The 21,984-nt window shown below is 36.5% G+C and carries 24 protein-coding genes; 4 read left to right on the top strand and 20 right to left on the bottom strand.

The window, feature by feature from the left end; genetic code table 11:
- Positions 1-348: 348 nt before the first annotated feature.
- From Q9317_RS01220 to Q9317_RS01200, 5 genes are all read right to left on the bottom strand, one after another.
- On the bottom strand, positions 349-1,272 hold the full coding sequence (locus Q9317_RS01220; RefSeq protein WP_017794663.1) for a CPBP family intramembrane glutamic endopeptidase: 924 nt from the start codon (positions 1,270-1,272) through the stop codon (positions 349-351).
- 340 nt (positions 1,273-1,612) lie between these two features.
- The gene (locus Q9317_RS01215) at positions 1,613-2,644 is read right to left on the bottom strand and encodes a S66 family peptidase (RefSeq protein ID WP_003098946.1); all 1,032 of its coding nucleotides are present in this window, start codon (positions 2,642-2,644) and stop codon (positions 1,613-1,615) included.
- Positions 2,645-2,723: 79 nt separating this feature from the next.
- Positions 2,724-3,623, bottom strand: coding sequence for a DUF4097 family beta strand repeat-containing protein (locus Q9317_RS01210; protein ID WP_003098945.1), 900 nt, complete (start codon positions 3,621-3,623; stop codon positions 2,724-2,726).
- Positions 3,620-4,213 carry a DUF1700 domain-containing protein gene (locus tag Q9317_RS01205; protein ID WP_003098944.1) on the bottom strand — a complete coding sequence of 198 codons (594 nt, stop codon included), beginning with the start codon at positions 4,211-4,213 and terminating at the stop codon, positions 3,620-3,622. Before Q9317_RS01205 ends, Q9317_RS01210 begins: the two co-directional genes overlap by 4 nt.
- The gene (locus Q9317_RS01200) at positions 4,206-4,526 is read right to left on the bottom strand and encodes a PadR family transcriptional regulator (protein ID WP_003098942.1); all 321 of its coding nucleotides are present in this window, start codon (positions 4,524-4,526) and stop codon (positions 4,206-4,208) included. The genes Q9317_RS01205 and Q9317_RS01200 overlap by 8 nt, the downstream gene beginning before the upstream one ends.
- A 225-nt stretch (positions 4,527-4,751) precedes the next feature.
- Between Q9317_RS01200 and Q9317_RS01195 the strand changes: the two genes are divergently transcribed.
- A complete protein-coding gene (locus Q9317_RS01195; RefSeq protein WP_003099060.1) occupies positions 4,752-5,927 on the top strand; it encodes an IS256 family transposase in 1,176 nt (391 codons plus the stop codon).
- A 73-nt stretch (positions 5,928-6,000) separates the two neighbouring features.
- Here Q9317_RS01195 and Q9317_RS01190 read toward each other — a convergent pair whose 3' ends face one another.
- From Q9317_RS01190 to Q9317_RS01150, 9 genes are all read right to left on the bottom strand, one after another.
- Positions 6,001-6,606 carry a stage II sporulation protein M gene (locus tag Q9317_RS01190; RefSeq protein WP_003098940.1) on the bottom strand — a complete coding sequence of 202 codons (606 nt, stop codon included), beginning with the start codon at positions 6,604-6,606 and terminating at the stop codon, positions 6,001-6,003.
- 118 nt (positions 6,607-6,724) lie between these two features.
- A complete protein-coding gene (locus tag Q9317_RS01185) occupies positions 6,725-7,246 on the bottom strand; it encodes a YjbQ family protein (RefSeq protein ID WP_003098938.1) in 522 nt (173 codons plus the stop codon).
- Between the two features lies 1 nt (position 7,247).
- A complete protein-coding gene (locus Q9317_RS01180) occupies positions 7,248-7,940 on the bottom strand; it encodes a triose-phosphate isomerase (protein WP_370297328.1) in 693 nt (230 codons plus the stop codon).
- A complete protein-coding gene (locus Q9317_RS01175; protein WP_003098935.1) occupies positions 7,918-8,778 on the bottom strand; it encodes a class II fructose-bisphosphate aldolase in 861 nt (286 codons plus the stop codon). The genes Q9317_RS01180 and Q9317_RS01175 overlap by 23 nt, the downstream gene beginning before the upstream one ends.
- A gap of 1 nt (position 8,779) precedes the next feature.
- A complete protein-coding gene (locus Q9317_RS01170; RefSeq protein WP_003098933.1) occupies positions 8,780-9,064 on the bottom strand; it encodes a PTS sugar transporter subunit IIB in 285 nt (94 codons plus the stop codon).
- Positions 9,065-9,066: 2 nt separating this feature from the next.
- Positions 9,067-10,401, bottom strand: a complete 1,335-nt coding sequence (locus Q9317_RS01165) for a PTS galactitol transporter subunit IIC (RefSeq protein WP_003098930.1) — start codon at positions 10,399-10,401, stop codon at positions 9,067-9,069.
- 9 nt (positions 10,402-10,410) lie between these two features.
- Positions 10,411-10,869: a PTS sugar transporter subunit IIA gene (locus tag Q9317_RS01160; RefSeq protein ID WP_003098928.1), complete on the bottom strand. Its 459-nt coding sequence runs from the start codon at positions 10,867-10,869 to the stop codon at positions 10,411-10,413.
- A 6-nt stretch (positions 10,870-10,875) separates the two neighbouring features.
- Positions 10,876-12,816, bottom strand: a complete 1,941-nt coding sequence (locus tag Q9317_RS01155) for a BglG family transcription antiterminator (RefSeq protein WP_003098927.1) — start codon at positions 12,814-12,816, stop codon at positions 10,876-10,878.
- A gap of 301 nt (positions 12,817-13,117) precedes the next feature.
- The gene (locus Q9317_RS01150; protein WP_121791480.1) at positions 13,118-14,269 is read right to left on the bottom strand and encodes an NADH-dependent flavin oxidoreductase; all 1,152 of its coding nucleotides are present in this window, start codon (positions 14,267-14,269) and stop codon (positions 13,118-13,120) included.
- Between the two features lie 202 nt (positions 14,270-14,471).
- Between Q9317_RS01150 and Q9317_RS01145 the strand changes: the two genes are divergently transcribed.
- Positions 14,472-16,040, top strand: coding sequence for an Nramp family divalent metal transporter (locus Q9317_RS01145; RefSeq protein ID WP_017794664.1), 1,569 nt, complete (start codon positions 14,472-14,474; stop codon positions 16,038-16,040).
- Between the two features lie 123 nt (positions 16,041-16,163).
- Here Q9317_RS01145 and Q9317_RS01140 read toward each other — a convergent pair whose 3' ends face one another.
- Complete coding sequence (locus Q9317_RS01140) at positions 16,164-16,736, bottom strand: TetR/AcrR family transcriptional regulator (RefSeq protein ID WP_003098920.1); 573 nt, start codon at positions 16,734-16,736, stop codon at positions 16,164-16,166.
- Positions 16,737-17,023: 287 nt separating this feature from the next.
- Here Q9317_RS01140 and Q9317_RS01135 point away from each other — a divergent pair, with 287 nt between their 5' ends.
- Together Q9317_RS01135 and Q9317_RS01130 are read left to right on the top strand one after the other, a co-directional pair.
- The gene (locus Q9317_RS01135; protein WP_003098917.1) at positions 17,024-17,434 is read left to right on the top strand and encodes a hypothetical protein; all 411 of its coding nucleotides are present in this window, start codon (positions 17,024-17,026) and stop codon (positions 17,432-17,434) included.
- Positions 17,435-17,547: 113 nt separating this feature from the next.
- Positions 17,548-17,910 (top strand): hypothetical protein, encoded by a 363-nt coding sequence (locus Q9317_RS01130; RefSeq protein WP_003098906.1) that lies wholly within the window; start codon positions 17,548-17,550, stop codon positions 17,908-17,910.
- Positions 17,911-18,051: 141 nt separating this feature from the next.
- On the opposite strand, the gene Q9317_RS01125 is transcribed toward Q9317_RS01130, so the two are convergent.
- The 5 genes from Q9317_RS01125 to Q9317_RS01105 all read right to left on the bottom strand — a co-directional run bounded on the left by Q9317_RS01125 (position 18,052) and on the right by Q9317_RS01105 (position 21,887).
- The gene (locus Q9317_RS01125) at positions 18,052-19,368 is read right to left on the bottom strand and encodes an FAD-containing oxidoreductase (protein ID WP_003098904.1); all 1,317 of its coding nucleotides are present in this window, start codon (positions 19,366-19,368) and stop codon (positions 18,052-18,054) included.
- A gap of 105 nt (positions 19,369-19,473) precedes the next feature.
- Entirely contained in the window at positions 19,474-19,962 is a 489-nt protein-coding gene (locus Q9317_RS01120; RefSeq protein ID WP_003098903.1) for a prolyl-tRNA synthetase associated domain-containing protein, read from the bottom strand.
- A 197-nt stretch (positions 19,963-20,159) separates the two neighbouring features.
- The gene (locus Q9317_RS01115; RefSeq protein WP_003098902.1) at positions 20,160-20,450 is read right to left on the bottom strand and encodes a WXG100 family type VII secretion target; all 291 of its coding nucleotides are present in this window, start codon (positions 20,448-20,450) and stop codon (positions 20,160-20,162) included.
- Positions 20,451-20,579: 129 nt separating this feature from the next.
- The gene (locus tag Q9317_RS01110; protein ID WP_003098900.1) at positions 20,580-21,071 is read right to left on the bottom strand and encodes a YehR family lipoprotein; all 492 of its coding nucleotides are present in this window, start codon (positions 21,069-21,071) and stop codon (positions 20,580-20,582) included.
- A 207-nt stretch (positions 21,072-21,278) separates the two neighbouring features.
- A complete protein-coding gene (locus tag Q9317_RS01105) occupies positions 21,279-21,887 on the bottom strand; it encodes a hypothetical protein (RefSeq protein WP_003098898.1) in 609 nt (202 codons plus the stop codon).
- Positions 21,888-21,984 lie beyond the last annotated feature (97 nt).

Raw genomic sequence — 21,984 nt, 5'->3', positions numbered from 1 at the left:
CTTTTTACTCAACCAGTTATTTAACTGGTTAATGTTAGCACTATTTTAATCTCTTGTCAATAGATTATAGATCAGTAACTCTAAGATTTTTATTGTGAAAACAATAAGAAAATTCTGATATTATCGCTAAAAATCTTGGCCTTATTGATCACAAAAAGAACACTTAAGAAAACTTCCCCAGAAGATCACCTGAAACACAGATAGCAACTTTAAGTGATACTTTATCCAATTCTACAGATGGTGTTTTGATTAAAGATCACTAAATCAGCTTGCTGTTTTCTAAAAAGGGAACAAAATTGGAGGCAAAATACCTTTGCCTCCAAGCTGTAACTTCTTTTTTAACTGTTTTTATAAGGTTTTTTCCTGCCTTAATTGTTTCATTAAAATCAGGATCCCAATCATTAAAACAATACTAGCTATCAAACTCCCTTCAGTCCCAAAGGCTCCACCAGAAATCCACTCTGGACTATTTGGATTAATTTGAAATCGAAACAAGGAAGAACCTGCATTTGTACCACTAACAGCCACACCAAAAATATTGCCTTGAGTGAAATTCCAAGCTCCATGAAGACCAGCTACACCCCAAATATTGTCTGTCTTAATCATATAAAGAGCCATTAACACTCCTGATAAACTAATGCTTAAAATTGATAAGAAAGTAACGTGGTGATTTCCTATATGCAAAATCCCAAATAAACTACTTGAAAGAGCAATGGCAATGATAAGATTTGTTCTACTTTTAATTACAGGTAATAACCAACCTCTTGTTAAAAGTTCCTCTGTACCACCTTGTAAAAACCAAAATGGCATCAAACTAAGGATTTGGAGAAGTGTTAGAGGCCTAAAATCAACTGAAACTAAACTTAAACCTCCCAATAGATATGAGGTTAAAAAAGAAATGATAATTAAACTTGTCCCAACAAGCCAGCCTTTTAAAATTTCAGATTTCCAGATTTTTTTTACAAAACCAAGACTTGAAAATGGACGCTTTTCATAATATTTTAGCCAAAAATACAAGATAAATCCTGGTGCCCCTGCCATGGTTAACATTACATAGATGTTATCAAACATAGCAACCACTTGGTCAAAAGAGAACATGCTACCCATTTTGACAAGAAAAAAGAGAGTTCCAACAATACTAAAGAGAATACTGACAGCTGTTTCACCAACAAATAAAAAAGATAGTACCATCAAACACGCAAGGAGAGTCATGACCCAGGCTGGAAGTTTTTGATAGCGTTTGGTTGTTAAGGTTAAGATTGCTTTACCCATAAAGTTACCTCTTTTCACTTTTTAATCTCATCATACACCAAATATATTAGAAAAACAATAGTATTATTAAAAAATATAGCGTTATAAGATGATTTTCTCAGCCCTTTATGCCTCAATCAACCATTTCCATTAACAAACTGAACACTAAAAGTCACAGCAATCCCCTAAAATCACTGAGTGAGCTTGAAAAAGCAACTACACAAGCATTTTTCGACAACAATAAACACAGGCAAAAAAAAAAGACTTGTCCCAATACAAAACAGGACTAAATCCTTCTTTTAAAGAGATTAGCTAACCTTGTGTCTTTGCTAAAGAAAACACTGACTTTTAGTAGCAATTATTAGGGATAATCAAAGCTAATGGTTTGCTTGTCAATGTCTACTTGAGCTGCTACACCAAAAGGAATGATTGCTCGTGGTGTGGCATGGCCAATATTAAGGTTGTAAACAATTGGAATGTCTGCATCAATCACCTCTAACAAAATCGTACGGTAGGATTGATAATAGCTTTCATCCATTGGTTTGCCAACAAGGACTCCAGATATAACATCAAATATGCCTGTAGCTTTCAATCGTTCCAGCATTTTTCTAAACAGTTCTGGTTTTGGCTTTTCTTCACTACTTTCCAAAAGGAGAATTTTTCCTGTCCACTCTTCTAAGCTTGGAAATAAGTGGTATTTTTGACACAAACTGACCATGTCTGGATGACGATTAGCATCAAATATATCATACAAGGATTCTATGCAGCCTCCCAAAATGTGACCACTAAACTGAGAAGGGCCTTTAAGCAATTCAAAACCTCTTTTATCAGCATATTTCTGTCTCGCTGTTCCAAGAGCTTTGGCACTGAAATCAGTTCTCTCTCTATACCAGTAAGGACTCGGACTTATGCTTGCAATCTGTTCATTGCGCAGCAATTCTTCAAAAAAAGCACGTGAATAAGGCAACATGTCATGATCCAACTCACAAATATCAGCCAGAAAGGATTGGCCGTAAAAGCTTTTAATTCCAAGCTTATGCAAGATTAAATGGTTGATGGTCGTATCTGAGAAGCCCAGAAAAACTTTTTGATTAATAACTTTTGCTAGGGCATCATTATCAAACAAATACGGTAGAAGCCTATAAGTATCATCTCCTCCGATGGCACAAAGAATCATATCAATACTCGGATCCGCAAAGGCATCAATCAAGTCCTGAGCCCGGAGATTTGGATGGGTTGACAGTTCCTCTATCCCTTGTAAAGCATTTGGCATGAAAACAAGTTCAAGACCAAACTCTTTCAAACGCGAAATCCCCAAATCCAACTCATGTTTAACAAAGTCTTCTCCTAGAATCCCACTTGATAAACTCACAATAGCAACTTTTTTAATCATAGGCAACCTCCAAAGCTTTTTAATAGCATAGCAAAAAAGAACAAAAGACTCAACACCAAATGGGTATTGAGCCTTTTTGTTACTGAATGGTTACATTCCCAAGATTATTTTTAATTTCCAATCTATTAGTGTCACTGTCTTTCAAACTTGGGGTAATGTTTGTGTCACCAACATTACCTTTAGTAGTCACTAGTAAGTTCAACTCTTTTAGGGAAATGAAAACATCACCAACATGAGACTCTAATGTGTTCTTCCCTTTGAAAATAAGACCATCCCCAGTAAAATTACCTAGAGATAATTTCCCACGTGTCTGACCTAATTGGCTATTAGTAATGTCAAGGTCTCCTGTATTAAGTTGATAATCAAACTGATTCAAGACACTATTTGAAATCACTAGGCTTCCTACTGAAAGGTTAAGATTTCCTTCTTTAAACATCACTTTATCAAGTTGCAATTCCCCAGCTGATAAGGTAATAGTTGCCTTTTGAGCCGAAATATCCGATAAATCCAAACTACCTGCAGGCAAATGTAAGTTAAGGTCGTCAAATTGATAGCCTTTTGGAACCAAAATAGTGATGCGGTAACCACTCTCAAAACCGATTCTAACCCCCTTATGAATGTCTTTGAGCAAGTCCAAGGTTAGAAAATGCACGCTTGTTCTAGGCTTAGTCCAGTTTCCAGAATCTTTTATTTGTAAAGTAGCATCATCTTCTGTAATTGTGATAGGATTCTTCTTTGACTTTGGATAAATGACTTTGATATCTTTTCCCTTATAAGTCTCAATCGTCACATCATTAACATCACTATCAAGTCGCAATGTCTTTTTAGCTTTGACTGTTTGAGTGACATTTTTGATGTGCTCTTTAGGTATTTTTTCTGCCTCTATACCACCTGACAAATAGCCATAAGCACCAAAGCAAAGGGCCAGCATCAGACAAGCAAGAGCAATCATGCCAATGATTTTTTCATATTTTTTCATGCTCTACCCCCTAGGCTTTTTTGAATCAGCCACTGAATTAATGCCCAGCCTCCGTTAATGATAAGCACTGACGCTTTGTAACCTGCCATCAATGCCGCAAGAGCGACAGCCAACATGCCAAATCCCATAGATAGACTTAAACTAAAGTTTGCTAGGGAACTTGATAAGTAGTGAAAACTATCCCCCAAAACATAGATGCCATTAGCCAACAGGACTAAACCTACAACAACAAGGCTAAACAGTAAGGCTGCGACAGTAACCACAATGGCAATAACAATTGCAATAGAGGCAATGACAAGTGGGAAGGCCATAGGCGCCAACAAAAGAGATAGAAGGGTTATCCATAAAATGGATTTACCATTTCGCCCAAGAAGGCTTGAGTCCTCTTCTTTTTTATCATCGAGAAGTTTTCCTAGAATCTCACGCGCTGCTTCTTTGGGACTTCCCAACTCAGTAATTGCTTCTTCCTCGTTTTCTGGTCCTGCTTCGTCAAAATACTCTTGAAAATAATCCATGGCATCCTGATAATCCTGCTCAGGTAATTTCTTTAGGTATTTATCTAAGGCTCTTAAGTAAGCATCCTTAGTCATCCTTTAACCCTCCTTCAATAATCCCATCTAAAGTGTCCTTGTAGAGCACCCATTCTGCTTTCAAGTAAAGTAATTGCTCCTTACCTGAAGTGGTCATCGCATAATACTTACGTTTTCTTCCTTGATATTCCTGACTATAGGTTGAAACAAACCCTGATTTCTCAAGTTTTTTGAGAATGGGATAGAGTGTCGACTCTTTGATACTGGCCACTAACTTAATGGTCTGGCTGATTTCGTATCCATAGGAGTCATTCTTGTCAACAATTGCTAAAATCAGAAATTCAATTAAGGTAGCTGACACTGGAAAATACATTCACTGCCTCCTCAATTTCAATGTGTAATTTTTTTATATATAAATATTTTACATATCAAGAATACACCTACTAACAATAACTGTCAAGTATTTATATGTAAAAATTTTATATATTATTTTAAAGAAGAAAAAAAAGGTAGTGTAAAATATCTTGTGTAAACACAAAAAAGGAATAAATCCTGTATAGTAGAGTTACGACACTTCACTAGAAAGAGATTTATTCCCATGACTCAGTTTACCACAGAATTACTTAACTTCCTAGCGCAAAAACAAGATATTGATGAATTCTTTCGATCCTCTTTAGAAATAGCTATGAATGATCTCTTGCAGGTTGAACTATCAGCTTTCCTTGGATATGAGCCATATAAAAAAGAAGGTTACAATACAGGTAATAGCCGTAATGGGACCTACTCTCGACAGTTTGAAACGAAGTATGGCTTAGTCAATTTAATCATTCCAAGAGATCGAAACGGCGAGTTTTCACCAGTTTTATTACCATCTTATGCTAGACGAGATGACCACTTGGAAGAGATGGTGATTAAACTCTATCAAACTGGCGTTACGACACGCGAAATCAGTGACATTATTGAGCGCATGTATGGTCACCACTACAGTCCAGCAACGGTGTCAAATATCACAAAAGTGACTCAAGAAAGTGTCACTGCCTTTCATGAGCGTTCCTTTCAAACTAACTACTCAGTCTTGTATCTAGACGGAACTTACTTACCCTTGCGACGAGGTACGGTCAGTAAAGAATGTATTCACATTGCACTTGGTATCACGCCTGAAGGGTATAAATCAGTTCTTGGCTATGAGATTGCCCCTAATGAAAATAATGTCTCTTGGTCAGATCTTCTTAAGAGGCTACAAAATCAAGGACTTAAGCAAGTTTCTCTAGTTGTTACAGACGGGCTTAACGGTGTGGATCAAATCATCCAACAAGCCTATCCAATGGCTAAACAGCAACGGTGTCTGGTTCACATTGGTCGCAATATCTCCAGTAAGGTCAAACGAGTAGATAGGGCACCTATTCTAAATCAGTTCAAGCAGATTTATCGTGCCACAAATTTACAGGAGGCTATTAAATTATTGGAACAATTTGTTTCTGAGTGGAAACCTCGTTACAAAAAGGTTATGACATCACTTGAAACAACTGAAAATCTCCTAACTTTCTATCAATTTCCACATCACATTTGGTCTAGTATTTACTCTACAAACTTGATTGAATCACTCAATAAAGAAATCAAGCGACAAAGCAAGAAGAGGGTGGTTTTTCCAAATGAAGAAGCCTTAGAACGATGCCTTGTAAGTATTTTCGAAGACTATAACATTAAGTTCGGAGCTCGTATTCATAAAGGATTCGGAGTATGTTTTGACACACTTGATAGCTTATTTGACTAATATTCAAAAACTCTACTCTTGTGTTTACACAAAATTATTGACAGTATCAAAAAAAAGGCTTCTATTAGCCTTTTTAGTGAAAAAATGAATAAATATATTCTGTCAGATAAGTCTCACAAATCGCTGCAAAACTAATAATTGGTAAAACCAAGAAAAAGTAGACTTTTAATAAGGATAGAGCTGCTTCTTTTAGGCAATAACATTTTTCTTTCTGGTAAAATGGCAAGTTAACATATAAAGAGTGATACAAAGCATTATTAAGTCTATAAAGTAGGCTAGCAAATAAACATATTCCAAAAAGCTCAAAAAAAGAATGTGGAAGACTACTAAGAATTAAAGCCATACCTTGTCCAGCATCATACCTCAGAACAATAGCAAACGCAATCCCTAAAATAGTCACAGACAATAACAAATGTATCAGAAACAAAAATGGAATCGGTAAAAGAGCCAACAGCAACATTTTCAAAGGCACCGTAAAGGCATTATGTTGAATATATATCATTACTTTTTCCATACCATTAGCTTGACTGAGCTTAGTTGGAATCTTTGTAGCAATTGCTGTTACTAAACGACTAGTATTTGGATTAATGGCGTAAGTCACCACAGTGGTCAACACTAGCAATATGACAGCGTAAAGCATAAAGTCACTGGTCTTTTGATATGTTTTATCAACAAACATCCCTAAACCTACCTTTTGTATTTTTTGTATCATTATTATAACACAGATTGACAAAGTAATAAAATTAAGACTTTTTCTCCTTGCTAAAACCGACTATTCCCCACCTTAATAAGGGATTCTAGTCACCCATTATTGTTATTTGAACCTTACGGCTTCGACCACGTGTGCGGTCAAAATCAACAAAGTAAACATAGCCTGTCTTTCCTACTGCTAGTTGACCCAGGGTCACCGGAAAAGTTTCACTAGATCCCATTAGGCTAGCTTTTAAATGAGCATCTGCGTTCCACAATGCTTTCTTATCACCATTTGGCAGCCACTCTTGAGGGTTTGGCCAAGAGGCGACAGCGTCATAGTGCTTTGGTCCTGGGTAACGATAAGAGGTGGCTGACTCATGCCTATCAATAAGCTTTTCTAGTTTTTCAGATAAATCTAAATTAAGCAAATCATCGCCATTACAATCTTTATCATGTGTGAATTCTTCAAAAAATACAGAACAAGTGGTATGCGGCGTACTGACTAGACAAATGCCGTTTTGAATGCCACTTTCTTTAATTGCTGTGTTAACATGTTCTGTTATATCAAAATAAGAATCCCTATCAGCAACAGTGTCTAAAAGGAGTTGTTGTTGAAAAACAGCCATTTTACACCTCCTTTTCAATTCTTGCTTCTTTAACAGCAAGAACCATTTTGGTCAGCATTTCCTTAGGATTTTTCGCCTTTACAATACCACTCGTACACCCTGTGCCATCAGCGCCAGCACGAATAATATTAAAGACGTCTTCTGGACTGGAAATGCCAGCGGCTTGCATAACTCGAATATCTGGATTGATTTCTCGAATCGCTTGATTCGTTTTGGCAACATAAGTCGAATCACTTGTCTTTCCTGTACCAATTAAATCAGTCGGCTCACATAGAATAATATCTGGTGCTAAAGTAGCAATGGCACGCGCTTCTGCAATTGAGTCCGCACAAACGATTGTGATTAACTCTAACTCTTGAGCTATTGTGATTGCCTTAACCAACTCTAAAAGAGTCATTGGGTGTTCTGCATGGTTAAGGAAAACAGCTTTCACACCGCTATTAACCAGAGAATGTGGTAAAACCTTCCCCATTCCACGACCTGGAGTGATAGCATCTAAATGCTGAGCTGTAACAATCAAATGTTGACTCTCATCACTAACCATTTTTAAATCGGCATAGGGAGCTGTGACAAAAATGCTAATGTCATCATCAACCAAACCATCAGCACAGTGAACCAATTCTTTTAAAGACTCTCCAAATAGATAGGATTTAGAATTAAAAACAAAAAATTTAGCTTTGATGACCTCTTTCACCATTTTTCACCTCCTGGGTTTCAAAAATATCATAATAATGTAATAAGACTTCTTTCATCGCCTTTTGCATTCCTAAAACTAAAGTCGGATAATCTTTGCTGTCATGATTATCTTTGACCTTGTAGGCAGCTGAAATAACGTCTGAAAAGATATTTATTTTTGAAATACCATTTTTAGCACACCGGTTTAAATTACCATCTCCCGATGAGGAGCCACCATGTAAAACTAAAGGAATTGGCAAGGCTTTTGAAATCTCTGCTAATCTGGCAAAATCAATATGGGGTGTCCCCTGATATAGACCATGAGCTGTACCTATTGAGATTGCTAAGGAATCCACTTGAGTCTCTTGATAAAAAGTACAGGCATCGTCTAAACTTGTGTAAACAGACCCCGCCACGCTGTGATTCTCAAGATTAGCATTGGCTCCTACAAAACCAATTTCTGCTTCCACATCAACCCCATATTTGTGCGCAAAAGCCATAATTTCTTTTGTTTTTCTGACATTTTCCTCAAAAGAGTCTAGCGAAGCATCAATCATAACAGAATTAAAACCAAGTAAAATAGCCTTTTTAATGAAAGCAATAGTCTGCCCATGATCAAGATGCAAAACCACAGGGGTTTTAGAGCATTCTTGAAGGTAAGTTCCAATCCTCGCAGCCTCTTCTAAGGGTAACCACTTGCTATGACTTTCAGCAAATGCCAAAATCAAAGGGAGATTTTTTTCTTGACTGGCATCTAGAAAGGCTTTTGCACTGGCAAAATCAAGGTAATTCATTGCCGGTATAGCAAAGTGACCTTCTTTTGCTTGCCTTAGGAGTGTTCTCATAGTTGCTTTCATATTAAGCCTCTATTTTTTTTGTTACCTCAGCCCATAAGCCATCAACACCGATACCTGTTAACAGCGGTAAGCCCATGATAACGTGATCTTTAACAGCATCTGGAACAACCGTCGTTGATATCACAATATCATAATCACCAATATGATTAATTTCTTCCGCAATTTTAGATTGGAAGAGTTGCACCTCTTGGTCATAGCCTTTTTCTGTTAGCCATTGTTTCACTTTTCCCATCACAATTGTTGATGTGGCAATGCCTGAACCACACATGATTAACATTTTTTTCATGATTATACCTCACGTTGTTTTGACACAACTTTATTAACATAGAATAAACCAGCTAAAGAGACTAATAAAATGACGCTGATAAGCAACCAAGGCAGATGATTAGCCGCAAAAATAAAGAGTCCTGTCGGCCACAAGCCACCCTCAGCCATAGCTGTAATACTTGAATGTCCATCCAAATTAAATTTAGCTGCTTTAGCAGAAGCTGTTACTAATGGTGCTGCCCAAGAAGTGATGTATAAAATGGATACCATGTAGAGAGAGCCACCTATCACGGTTCTAATAATATTGCCTCTAAAAACTGCTGCCATCAAACAAACAACAAATGGAATAGTTGCCAAGTCCCCAAACGGAAGTGTTTTATTCCCAGGTAAGACAACAGCTAATAAAATTGTAATTGGAACTAAAATAAGGGAGCTTGACAAAACAGCTGGATGCCCCACTGATAAGGCAGAGTCCATACCAATATTAACTTCTCTACCTGGAAAGCGTTTTTGAACAAAGTTGTTTGCTGCTTCTGAGATAGGTGCTAAACCTTCCATTAAAATTGAAACCATACGTGGCATTAGCAACATAACAGCGGCTGTTTTAACAGAAAGTTGTGAAATCCCTTGAATATCATAACCAGCTAAAACACCAATAACCAAGCCGATAAGCAAGCCCATGACAGTACTTTCACCAAAAATCCCAAATTTCTGTTGAATGGTTTCTGGATCAGCTTCAATCTTATTAAAACCAGGAATTCTATCAAAAAGCCAGTTTAGGGGAATGGCAACCAGAAAACCAGGTGCTGAGGTTCCATGTGGGAAAGTAATATTTGGAAAACCATAGAACTTCTTAATTGCAGGAGCAATAATATCTGCCAATAAATAAATCATAACCTGATAAGCAATCATGGCATACAAGCCCAAGGCAAAATCATGCGTCACTGCGTAGACTAGAGAAGCCACAAAAGCGGCATGCCAGAAATTCCACATATCCACCATCAAGGTCTTTGTCCACCCCATAAATAATAACAGCAAGTTAATAGCAATCCCAAGTGGAATAGCTAAACTTCCTAAAAGAGTTCCATAGGAGATAGCTGCCGCTGCTGGCCAGCCCACATCAAGGGTTGTTAATTGCAAACCAAAACGTTCAACCATTGCTTGTGCAGCTTTACCTAGGCTTCCTGATAATAACTCAATAACCAAATTTAAACCTACAAACCCTATCCCTACAGTAATTCCAGCATTAAATGCTTTTCTGGGTTTGGTTCCTAATAATAAGCCAAAAATAAATATTAATATTGGCAAAACCACAATTGCTCCTAGATCAATAAATCTCTGCAAAAAATGTAACATAATAACCTCCTAAATAATATGAAAATGTGATAACAATTGTAAGACGTCCTCTTTTTGCTCTGCTGAATAGGAAAGCAAGGTCGAAACCGTTTCTGGATCTTGTAAAAATCCAATAATCCTTTGCAACATATCTAATTGTGTGTGTGCATCCTTAATAGCAAGCATGATAATAACCCGTACCTCAACAGTCTGGTTTTCAGTGGCCATTTGAATAAAAGGCACTGGCTCTTTTAGGGTCATGATTGCAATTTTAGTCTCCCTAACATAATCTGAATCGGTGTGAGGAATAGCTACCCCGTAATCTTCAAATTGAAGCCCCGTCGGAAAAACAGCTTCCCTTGCAATAATGGCATCTGTAAAACCTTCTGTGACATAACCTTGTTGGGTTAACTGCTGACTCAAAAAGGTTAAGGCCTCATTTTTTTCCTTTATTTCTGAAACCTGTAAAAATAGTAATTCGTCAGTCATCTATCATCATTCCTCCCTAAATAAACGTGTCATAAACTCTTGTGTCGTTGTTGCTGTTACTAGTTGGTCAATAAAATGCTGATCATCAATCTTGGAATAGAGGTAAATTAATGCATCCTTATAAAGCTCCTCTTCGCCTTCTTTTATGGAAATCAACATAACCACCTTCACCTTGTTTGCTCCCCAAACAATCGGCTGCTTTAAGGTCAGTAATTTCAAACCTGATTTTCCAACTGTCCTTGGATTGGCATGTGGCAAGGCAATTCCGGTATAAACACTGGTACTTCCTAAATGTTCTCTTTGAAAAATCGAGTCTATATAAGCCGTCTGCAACTCACTGCTACTATCCTGATTGACTAAAAATTGAATCACCTGATCATAAGTCTTACAGTCTTGGTTTAGGTAAATGTGATTTTGAATTAAATCACAAACCATAGATTGATTAATAGACTGTTTATCCTTAACCACAGATAAAATCTTCCTATTGCCATCTGTCAGTGAATGGTAAAAATTCTGGATTTTGTCAACTTCAAATTGACTCGGAACAGGACTTACTAGAATGTAATTGCAGCTTAACTGTCTTAATTCAACTGAGCTGATAATCATATCAACATCTTGCACCAGCTCATCTGTCACATCTGAAAAATCGATTTTTTTAAGATGATCATAAGGGGAAATAAGACGCCTTAGTGTGTTGAAAATTAATTCCGATGTGGCTAAACCGTGTGGGCAGACAATAACAATTTCAAGTGGTTTCTCAATTTTTTCAACAGCAATTTGAAAATAAATGGTCAAAAAAGCAATCTCTGAATCCAAAAAATCAATATGGTAACTATCCGTAACAATTTTTGATGCTAGCCAGACAATGTTAAACAAGATTGAATACCTTTTCTTAATTTCTTCTGTTGTCTGATTCTCAATTGTTATTTTATTCTTCAGGCGATAAATCATCGGCCTCATGTGTTTATTAATCATCTCTCTCAAGTAAGAGTCTTGAGAAAAATCAAGCCCTGAAAGTTCACTGACTTTATCAATCAAATCTGTCGTCAAGCGTTTAAATTCCTGATTGTCACTGGCCATTGGAATATAACCTAAGGATAGAATGGTCAAACAGATTTGCTTTATTTCATCATCACTTAATAAGTCAACCGGTAAGTCTAAACTAGCACTTAACAATTCACTAGCTAGAGGGTACACTTCGATAAAATGCAAATCATCCTCAATACTAACATCAACCGCTCTGAGATAGTGATTGTTTTTAATCCTGTAACTGTTAATGACTAAATCAAGCATCACATAAATTTCTAGGTGTTGGGGAATAGATATGGCAAATAAGGCTTTTAATTCTTGAATTTTTTTGTCTAATTGAGTTAAATCACATTCACGAAACATTGTGCTTAATTCTTGAGATGCACTTAATGCTCCTGGCATCAACTGATAATGATCCAGTAAATAAGACCTTAAAAAAGACCTAATTTTACCTTCATCACCTTGAATAGAGACACAACCATGTTCTTTTATTAATGCCAAATGGTGATCTGATACTAATTTTTCCAGCCTATCAAGATCCCTTCTGACAGATGTTTCACTTAAAAAGAAATCCATGGCCAAATCTAAAATCGAACAGTTGTCATTTTCCAAAAGTAACTTTCTTAAATAATGGCCTTCCCTTTGAGAATAGTCACTAGGCAATAAGCTAGTGCTGAGATGGTTTCGAACTGTCACAAGGAGCTGATGTTTTACAATAAGGTCCCCCTCAATAATGAGACCATGCCTAGGAATTTTAATGAGCTTCAGCTGCTTTTGCAAAAGGTCTTCTTCTAAAACATCCAAATCAGTATAAATTGTTTTTGTTGAAACCTGATGCTTTTTGGCTAATTTTGCCGCACTGATATAGTTATCTCTTTCTAGTAAGTCAATAAGAATTTCAATTTGTCTCTTATTCATCCTATCTCCTATTCTTTATAAATCAATTATAGCGTAAGCGCTTTCTTTGTTTAAGCCAACTTATATCCACATTAATCTAGTAGTTCTGTTAGTCGCAAGCCCCCTTATGCAACTAATCTACAATGTAAAAAGACCTGCCCAGTTTCCCTATCAAGGAAATTCAAAAGACAGGTCTTCACACAAATGGTGTCACTAATTCCTATTAATTGACCCTTTTTGTGTCTTTGTTAGCACTTATTTACTTATAGTATCATTCTTAAACACTAGTGTTTGGTAGGACCACTCATCACTCCCATTCTTTTTAGGAGGTTTGAATGCTACTTTGTCCAGGTAGAGGAGGCAAACCTAGGGAATCTTCACGCGAAAAGGCCTGTCTAAGCCCCTTAGTCCAATAGGTATTTTCCAATTGTTGTGGCGAGATTTCTGACACAATGTCATGCCCTCTTCCTTCTTTGATTTTTTGACCAAATTTAGGATCAATTAAAGTGCCACGGCCAACACCAATTAAATCGGTGTGTTTTTCAACAGCCTCACTTGCTGCTGCTTCTGTAAAGACAGAACCTACTAGTAAAATTTGTGTGTCTTTGCCGACCACTTCTTTAAAGAGTTGCCCATAAGACTGATCACTTCCTTGCGGTTTGCTATCATAGCCTCCCCAGATAGATAAGCTAATATAATCAAAACCATATGTTGCAACTTCAGCAATGAGGGTCATGGATTCTTTATAGGTATAACCCACCATTTCCCCGTGTATTTCTTCTGGTGAGATGCGGTAGCCTAGGATAAATTCTTTTGGTGCATAAGCTTCAATTACAGATGCTACTTCTTTGACCACGGCCAATGGGAAAGCCATGCGCTTTTCAAGACTTCCACCCCAAGAATCCTGACGTCTGTTAGAGTTTTTAGAGAAAAACTGTTGTAGCAAATAATGATTAGCGCCATGGATTTCCACCCCATCAAAACCAGCGGCAATTGCACGTTTAGTTGCTCGTCCAAAATCGTTGATGATTTCGTCAATTTCTTGGTTGGTCAACTCACGCACTGGATAGGGTAAAAAATCAAAATCCAAGGCACTTGGTGCTAGAACATCCAGCCCTTTTGCTGCTCGTCCATTGGCTTGTTGTCCTCCATGATGAAGTTGAAGAATAGCCTTACTGCCATCTTTTTTGATAGCTCTAGCAATAGCCTCAATAGATGGGATATGGGCATCGTCTTGAATCCCTAATTGTTCTGGAAAACCTAGCCTTGAGCAAGGGCCACCAGTTTCAGAGACGTAATGAAATTCTGTAATCACCATAGCTGCTGCTTGAGAACGCGCCCCATAATAAGCAAGTGTCTCTGAGCTGGCAAAGCCACCTTCTTGACCAGAATACGTTAACATTGGCGGCATAACCACTCGCCCATCTAGAATAGCACCGTGACGCGAGACAAGGCGATCTGTTAATTGTTTCATTTCTTTTCTCCTCAACTCTTAGTGGATTTCTTGATTTGAATCACACCATTTTCTTTCATTTTATCATATTACTTACCATAAGATGCTATTGGACATTTTGTCAAAAAATAAAGTATTGCAAATTTTTAATCATAGGAGTAGAATTAAGTTATCTTAATTTTATTATTAAACACACTTTTTAAATCATAGAAAGGATTTTTTCGTGACAACTTTACAAACACACACCAAAAAAACAAACCGTTTACTAGATTACGCAAATGGGCCTTCACTGGAAGAAATTAATGGAAGCATTGAAGTGCCTAAGAACCTAAGCTTTTTCAAAACATTGTTGGCTTACTCAGGACCTGGTGCATTGGTTGCTGTTGGTTATATGGATCCCGGCAATTGGTCAACCTCTATTACCGGGGGACAAAATTTCCACTATTTATTGATGTCAATCATCCTAATGTCTAGCTTAATTGCTATGTTACTGCAATACATGTCTGCTAAACTTGGACTAGTTACACAAATGGACCTTGCACAAGCCATCCGAGCACGAACAAGTAAACAACTCGGCATCATGCTATGGATTCTAACCGAACTTGCCATTATGGCAACAGATATTGCTGAAGTGATTGGCGGAGCTATTGCCCTTTACTTATTATTTCATATCCCTCTTGGAATTGCCGTCTTAATCACTGTCTTTGATGTCTTACTCTTACTCTTGTTGACCAAAATCGGCTTTCGAAAAATTGAATCTTTAGTTGTCGCCTTAATTTTAGTCATCTTTTTAGTTTTTACCTATCAGGTAGCTCTTTCTCATCCCGCATGGGGAGAAATTGCCAAGGGGTTACTCCCTCATTCTGAGGCATTTTCAACGGCTCATACTGTTAATGGGCAAACCCCCTTATCAGGTGCTTTAGGTATCATCGGCGCAACTGTTATGCCACATAACCTCTACTTACACTCCTCTATTGTGCAAAGCCGAAAACTTAATCACAATAAGAAAGAAGATATTGCAAGAGCTATTCGTTTTTCTACCTTAGATTCCAACATTCAATTAACCGTCGCTTTCTTTGTTAATGCTTTGCTCCTAATCATGGGAGTTGCTGTTTTTAAAACAGGAAGTGTCAAGGATCCTTCATTCTTTGGCTTATTTGACTCCCTATCAAACCCTAATCTTATGAGCAACTCTATACTAGCTCATGTGGCAAGTTCTGGTATTTTATCCTTTTTATTTGCCATAGCCTTATTGGCTTCAGGGCAAAATTCCACCATAACAGGAACGCTGACAGGGCAAATCATTATGGAAGGGTTTATCCATATGAAAGTGCCCATCTGGTTTCGACGGTTAATCACACGGCTCATTTCAGTTATTCCTGTAATCATTTGTGTCCTATTAACAAGCGGAAAGAGCACTGTTGAAGAACATATTGCTATTAATAACTTAATGAATAACTCCCAGGTATTTTTAGCCTTCGCCTTGCCATTTTCAATGTTGCCCTTATTAATATTCACAAACAGTAAAAGTGATATGACAGAAGACTTCAAAAACTCATGGCTTATTAAAACACTGGGTTGGTTCTCTGTCATTAGTCTCATCTTCCTCAATATGAAAGGACTCCCAAACCAAATCGAGGGATTCCTAGGAGACCATCCCAACCATCATCAGCTCCTAATAGCTGATACTATTGCTTATGGTATGATAGTGGCAGTTCTTCTAATTCTCATATGGACCATTTATGAACTCTACAAAGGAAATAAACTCTACCAAATGGCGCAGGCCCATTAAATGGCAAGACTGACTCAACGAGTCCTTATCAGAACACAAAAAACTAAAAGAGGGAGAAAATCACATGCTCTCCCTCTTTTAGTTTGTCTAAAAACTGTACTCGCATTAAGTATTGATTTGTGTTTAATTGCCTTTACTTTGTATGCTGTTATTAATGCTACTGACGGTGTTTTTTATGTAGTTGACCATTTCAATAGGTCTTGGCCTGGTATCAAAGGATACCCATAATTTGAGAATATTCCAAAGTGCACCGGAACAAGCCATAAGCGTCAGACTTTTGTCAAAACTCGCGTGGCATTGACACTTTTCGCCTTTAATTTCTTCATAAATTCTTGGCAAATGACGGTTAATTTCTTTAATCAGTTGGTAAAAAAGACCTTGTTCTAAAATAATTGTTAACAGGGTCATATGCATTTCCCAAAACTCAAAATACTTACCAACCATTAAGTCAAATGAGTAGTGTTTTTCTTTTTGTAAAAAGGCCTTATAGTCTTCTGACAGTTGATAGAAAATATCTTCCAAAATATCATTTTTAGAATCATAAATGCGATAGAATGTTCTGCGTGATAATTGAGCTTCATCACTAATTTCACTAACAGTAATTAACTGATAATTATTATTTTTCATCAATCTTAATAAAGCTTGAATTAACTCTTGTCTTGATTTCATCGCAATGCTATTTTTGACTTCTTTCATTCGATTACTCCTGACACATATTGCTTAATTTGTGGCACTTTCAGCCATTTCATTGACATCTAATTCTTATCAATTATACTAAATATAGCGAGTTATACAAGTTAAAAGTTATCATTTAAGAATTTATTCTGACTTTTTAATCATTTTAAGGGCTCAAATTTATTAAAACTCGCATTAATAAATTGAAATTTTAACGTTAAAAATAAACAACTATCGGAGGACAAGTTCCTAAATATACTATTGCTAAATCTCAAATAGCATTACTCATAAGACTAAGGAGATGTGAAATGGTCAAAAAAGCATATGACTTAAACTATATCAATCAAACAAGAAATCAATTGGGTTACCAAGATGAAGCCCTAGCACTTCCTGTTCAAAAAGGCTCACAAGCCCTAATGGGATTCGGCTTAATTGGTGCACTTTTTATCAAATACTATCATTTAAGCATTGAAAAAAATGGATTTTTATTCCTCAAAAGAAACCCTTGGAACCTAAAATTTGTTGAAAACAATTACTTTTTTATCCCTAACGAAGACATCCAAGAAGTCGTTTTAACTAAAGGGGTAGGCTTCCAAAAACTGACACTTACGGCATTAGATGGCAAAAAAACAAACTATCTCATCCCCAAAAAACTCTATGGTGTCCCTTGGTTAGCAGAAAGTCTCAAAGAAGCAAACAACCGTTACGCAAGCAAGTAAGCTGAAAAAAGCAAAGATTTACTTCTTAGCTTACCTATAAAAATGAGTAAGTTTTAAAAAGCTTCTACTATTTTTAGCAACATCATACTATCGAAAGGATTAGGAGAAAAGAATTGATTATCTGGAGAAGATTTGGATTTTTAGTCTTTCTATCAATAGGCTTAGCTTTTGCAAGTTGGTTTTTATTAACCAACCTTATTTATGGCGATGTCACAACTACAAATAGCGATACCGTCAATCAAGAATTTAACCAGGTCATCATGTTTGCCTTTTGGTTACCTGCCTTTTATAATTTTATTTTTGAACGACTTTTTTGTCGCAATGAAAAATCTGAAGTTCTCTATAATGTCAAAAATGAACCTGTAGAGATAAACAATTATAGCCGGTTTTTCTTTATCAGAAATAAATATTGGACCTATATCTTACTAATTGGTTATGGAATTGCATCTATCATCATATTTCTAAAGCAGTTCTGACAAATGATAAGGCATGTGTTTCTTCACATTTTGCAAGTAAAGAAGACGCAAACAAGTGGCAACTTAATGAAGTCTAAAAGAAACCCCTTCTCTGCATTCATGCATTTAGAGAAGGGGTTTTGGTTTCATTTAGTGATAGGCTTAAAAATTGAAGACATCATTTAAATTTTCAGCCATTGTTGGATGGGTAAAAATGTTTTCTTTAAAGTAAGTGTAAGGGATTTTATTATCCATTGCCATTTTAATCATGTTGATGAGCTCATGTGATTCTTGTGAAAAGAGGCTTGCCCCTAAAATCTGGTCATTTTCTGTGCTGACAATAACCTTAAAGATGCCACGCAACTTGTTATCCACATGTCCTCTCGGCATTCCAGAAACTAATAATTCATTACTCTTATAAGCAATACCTTCTTCTTTAGCCATTTTTTCTGTCATGCCCACTTCAGATAAAGGTGGGTTAATAAAGGTCGATGTTGGAACATTTTTGCGGTCTTTAAGGCTGTAGTTACGTCCTTTGGTCAAGTGATTGTATACAATTCTTGAATCATCTAATGACGTGTAAGTAAACTGCAAACCACCGTGAACATCACCAACAGCATAAACAGTAGGAACAGTCGTTTGCAAATAATCATTAACCTTGATAGCACCACGCTCTGTCAGAGCAATATCAGTATTTTCAAGACCTAGTTGATCAACTGCTGGTTTACGCCCTAATGCATACAAGACAGCGTCACAGTCATAAACACCATCTTCTAAGTTAATAGCGACTTGTTCTCCTTTATTTTCCACCTTAAGAATCTGACTAGACAGCTTAAAGGTAATACCATCTTCTTCCATGTATTCTTGTGCTAACTTGGCCACTGTTTCATCTGAGCGGCTTAAAATAGCTGGCGCAGTATCAAAAACGGTTACTTTCGTTCCCAACTTTGCATAAAGGCTTGCAAATTCAAGACCAATATTTCCACCACCAATAATTCCTAGACGAGCAGGTTGTTTGTCTAATCTTTGAATACCTGTACTGTCATAAACATGATTACTCTCTAGCAAACCTGGAATTGGAAAAGCATTTGATGTTGCACCCGTGTTGATAATAATGGTTTGCGCTTCTATTGTTTCCACTTGGCCATTATTTCTAACATCAACAACATGATTAGACCTAAAATATGCAGAACCATTGTATAATGTCGCCCCCGACATTTCCAAAACAGCCTTATTTTTTTGATTAAGCCGTGACGTTACGGCATCTTTTAATTGCATAGCTTCTTGGAAAGTTTTATTTTCCTCAGCTGCTTGAATTAAGGTTTTTGTCGGAATACAGCCAATATTGATACAGGTGCCACCATACATGGAGCTGTCTTTTTCAATTAATGCAACTTTTTTCCCAAGTTTTGCAAATTTACCAGCTAGTGTTTTACCAGCTTTACCAAAACCAATGACTAATAAATCATATTTTTCCATAGTAATACCTCATTTCTGAAAAAATTATAGCATCTTTGATGATTAATTTCAGAATTCTGCTACGGCAAAAAAAGAATAGCTGAACTATTCTTTAGGAGATATAGCTTATAAGTCGATAATGGTAACTTGATAATCAATGGCTTCTAAAAAGGCTAACAAATCTGTCGTCTTTAAAAAGATAGTTTTGTCATTGGTGTTAGGGTGAAAACTCATTCGTTCCTCATCCATAATAGCCTTATCAAAATAAACAAGGATATCGTGGTCTTCATTGTTCAATAAACCAAATGGTGACACTATCCCGGGTGGCAAAAGCATTTTCGCATATAAACTTTCCGCAGAAGCCATTCGAATTCTATTTGCACCGACTAAATCTTTGAAACGCTCCATGTCTAACAGTTTTTGATCATCCATGATAAGCAGATAATACTGAGTTTTCTTTTTATTTGTCAAAAACATAGTCTTTGTACGGACGCCTTCAATTCCCTCGATAAAAGCATCCGCCTGTTCAGTGGTTAAAGCAGGCTCATGCGCCACCACTTGAAAGTCAATTCCTAACTCGTTCAAACAGTTTTCTACAGCTGTGTAAAGAGACATCATCTTCTACCTCACTTCTTTTCTTCTATTATAATCCTCCTGTCTTGTTTCTTCAAGACAAAGTCAACTAAAAAGTCTAAGACTAAGAGATGGCTCTTCTCCCTCTGCATTTATTCTCTCTTTTTTGATAGAAGAACTAGCACCAAAAAACAGGACGGCTCAGGCCTTCCTGTCTATTTTCTTTTTACATTTGAGATTTAGCCATTAATTTGTGAAGCAATATCAGCATCTGTTTGTTCCACAATATCTGCAACTTTCAATAATTGTTGGTTGATATCTTCTAAAAGTTGTGCAAATTGTTGAATTTTTGGTGTCAATTCACTGAATTGTGCTTCAAAGCTATCAAAAGCTGACCCTTCCCAATTTTCGGAAATAACAGCTTGTTCTTGTGTCAATAAATTAAGCACATCTGTGACTTGTTGAGATCCTGATGTGTATTTTTGAGCTGATGTGCGAAGTTCTTCTGGAGTTAATTTAATTTGTGCCATATAAGCTACCTCTTTTCTATATGTCCAATTATAATACTTTGTCTGAGAAAATACTAAGATTTACCGTACTATTCATATGAAAAGCAAGTCCTGAAAAGCTTAAGACGTCATGGACCTGCCTTTTTATCTTTAGTTAATGCTTAATTTGTCAACTTTTTTGAAGCCTTTATCTTCTAACATTTTTTTAGTCTTTTTATAGCTAACATAATCTGGAACCTTACCATCTTCAGTGGCAAGTGCTATACCTGGAATTTTTGATAATTGTTTCATATCCGCTTTAGCGTAGTCAACTTCTACAGTTTCAAGAATATGATCATCTTTATAATCAATAGATTCTTTTAACCCTTTAACACCCTGGTATTGTTTTGCAATAGAACTTAATTCTTTTTTAGCCGCTTCTTTTGAATCAACTCCAAGCGCAGTATAAGTAGCCTTTGTTTTGGCAGATTGTCTGGTAACCTTATCACCCTTATAATAGTATGTCAAACCAACGGTTGAGCCATTCTGAGTCATTTCAAAGTAGGCCACTTTTTCTTTTACTGCTTGTTTTGACTGGCAAGCAACTAAGAAAAGGACGCTTATGACTAACATAAGAAGTGATACTAGTTTTCTATTTTTCATAGATATTCCTCCTAAGGTAAACCCTTACAATTTTAATTTACAGTCTTATTATAATACAATGATTTTCACATTACCATCAAAAACCTTATCACCATAAAAAACAATTACAGGGAGGCACTTCTTAGTTTAAACATTTTTTAAAAGGCATTCCAGCTAAAAAAGCTCCCTATTATGGGAACTTTAGTCCTGTTTACCGTCAATAGCTTCCTAGTCAGCTGTGATTTCCATGGTATTGTAGTAAGCAGCTAGGGTGTCTTTAGTAACTCCGTGTTTTTCATAAATGGCATCAATTTTTGCTGTTAACTGTCTTAATTGGTCATTTTGCGTCATTGTCGCTTGTTCAAAAGCATCATAAGTTTGATTAAGTTTAGCTTCTAAGATTTCTACTGTTTCAAAATAAGTAAGAAGAGTTTTTTTATCAGTAGCAGAGAAGGCTGACTGTTTAACCAAATCTTTAACTTCTTGATTACTGGACCAGCTTTTGTCACCAACAGCCTGATAAAATTTGCTTAAAACAGCTTCATTTTGTTTTCCCAAATCCTCCACTTCTTGTGGAATACGTTTGTCAGCATCTCCCATTTTTGCTGCTTTAATGCTATCAACTTGGGCTTGAATACTGTCCATTTCTTTATAGAGAGATTCTGCTTCTTTGTCAGCTTTGGCAATTTTTGCTTTGATTGAAGCCACATCAATATCTTTTGAGTGATGATGAGCATGTTGTTCTGCAAGCACTACTGGTGCAATAACACTTGTCATTGTTGTTAATGATAAGAGAGCTGCTACTGATATTTTCTTCATTTTATCTGTGTTCATCATGAGATGTCCTACCTTCTTTTTTTTGATAAATTCTTTTACCTTGAAGATAGTATAACGCAGCTCAAATCTTTAATCTCCGAAATTTTGGGGTAACTTT

It is taken from the genome of Streptococcus iniae, from assembly GCF_030732225.1.
GTDB lineage: Bacteria > Bacillota > Bacilli > Lactobacillales > Streptococcaceae > Streptococcus > Streptococcus iniae.
The sequence above is the reverse complement of the archived record's forward strand: the minus strand, read 5'-3'. Positions and strand labels throughout refer to the sequence as shown.

What these genes read in the sequence shown, in the direction of transcription:
- Q9317_RS01120 (WP_003098903.1), bottom strand. Translation starts at nt 19,962, where the DNA reads ATGTCTCTTTACACAGCTGTAGAAAACTGTTTGAACGAGTTAGGAATT.
- Q9317_RS01110 (WP_003098900.1), bottom strand. Translation starts at nt 21,071, where the DNA reads ATGAAAAATAGAAAACTAGTATCACTTCTTATGTTAGTCATAAGCGTC.
- Q9317_RS01140 (WP_003098920.1), bottom strand. Translation starts at nt 16,736, where the DNA reads ATGAAAGAAGTCAAAAATAGCATTGCGATGAAATCAAGACAAGAGTTA.
- Q9317_RS01205 (WP_003098944.1), bottom strand. Translation starts at nt 4,213, where the DNA reads ATGACTAAGGATGCTTACTTAAGAGCCTTAGATAAATACCTAAAGAAA.
- Q9317_RS01185 (WP_003098938.1), bottom strand. Translation starts at nt 7,246, where the DNA reads ATGGCTGTTTTTCAACAACAACTCCTTTTAGACACTGTTGCTGATAGG.
- Q9317_RS01150 (WP_121791480.1), bottom strand. Translation starts at nt 14,269, where the DNA reads ATGAAACAATTAACAGATCGCCTTGTCTCGCGTCACGGTGCTATTCTA.
- Q9317_RS01220 (WP_017794663.1), bottom strand. Translation starts at nt 1,272, where the DNA reads ATGGGTAAAGCAATCTTAACCTTAACAACCAAACGCTATCAAAAACTT.
- Q9317_RS01170 (WP_003098933.1), bottom strand. Translation starts at nt 9,064, where the DNA reads ATGAAAAAAATGTTAATCATGTGTGGTTCAGGCATTGCCACATCAACA.
- Q9317_RS01135 (WP_003098917.1), top strand. Translation starts at nt 17,024, where the DNA reads ATGGTCAAAAAAGCATATGACTTAAACTATATCAATCAAACAAGAAAT.
- Q9317_RS01155 (WP_003098927.1), bottom strand. Translation starts at nt 12,816, where the DNA reads ATGAATAAGAGACAAATTGAAATTCTTATTGACTTACTAGAAAGAGAT.
- Q9317_RS01215 (WP_003098946.1), bottom strand. Translation starts at nt 2,644, where the DNA reads ATGATTAAAAAAGTTGCTATTGTGAGTTTATCAAGTGGGATTCTAGGA.
- Q9317_RS01115 (WP_003098902.1), bottom strand. Translation starts at nt 20,450, where the DNA reads ATGGCACAAATTAAATTAACTCCAGAAGAACTTCGCACATCAGCTCAA.
- Q9317_RS01175 (WP_003098935.1), bottom strand. Translation starts at nt 8,778, where the DNA reads ATGAAAGCAACTATGAGAACACTCCTAAGGCAAGCAAAAGAAGGTCAC.
- Q9317_RS01210 (WP_003098945.1), bottom strand. Translation starts at nt 3,623, where the DNA reads ATGAAAAAATATGAAAAAATCATTGGCATGATTGCTCTTGCTTGTCTG.
- Q9317_RS01125 (WP_003098904.1), bottom strand. Translation starts at nt 19,368, where the DNA reads ATGGAAAAATATGATTTATTAGTCATTGGTTTTGGTAAAGCTGGTAAA.
- Q9317_RS01105 (WP_003098898.1), bottom strand. Translation starts at nt 21,887, where the DNA reads ATGATGAACACAGATAAAATGAAGAAAATATCAGTAGCAGCTCTCTTA.
- Q9317_RS01200 (WP_003098942.1), bottom strand. Translation starts at nt 4,526, where the DNA reads ATGTATTTTCCAGTGTCAGCTACCTTAATTGAATTTCTGATTTTAGCA.
- Q9317_RS01190 (WP_003098940.1), bottom strand. Translation starts at nt 6,606, where the DNA reads ATGTTTGTTGATAAAACATATCAAAAGACCAGTGACTTTATGCTTTAC.
- Q9317_RS01160 (WP_003098928.1), bottom strand. Translation starts at nt 10,869, where the DNA reads ATGACTGACGAATTACTATTTTTACAGGTTTCAGAAATAAAGGAAAAA.
- Q9317_RS01195 (WP_003099060.1), top strand. Translation starts at nt 4,752, where the DNA reads ATGACTCAGTTTACCACAGAATTACTTAACTTCCTAGCGCAAAAACAA.
- Q9317_RS01165 (WP_003098930.1), bottom strand. Translation starts at nt 10,401, where the DNA reads ATGTTACATTTTTTGCAGAGATTTATTGATCTAGGAGCAATTGTGGTT.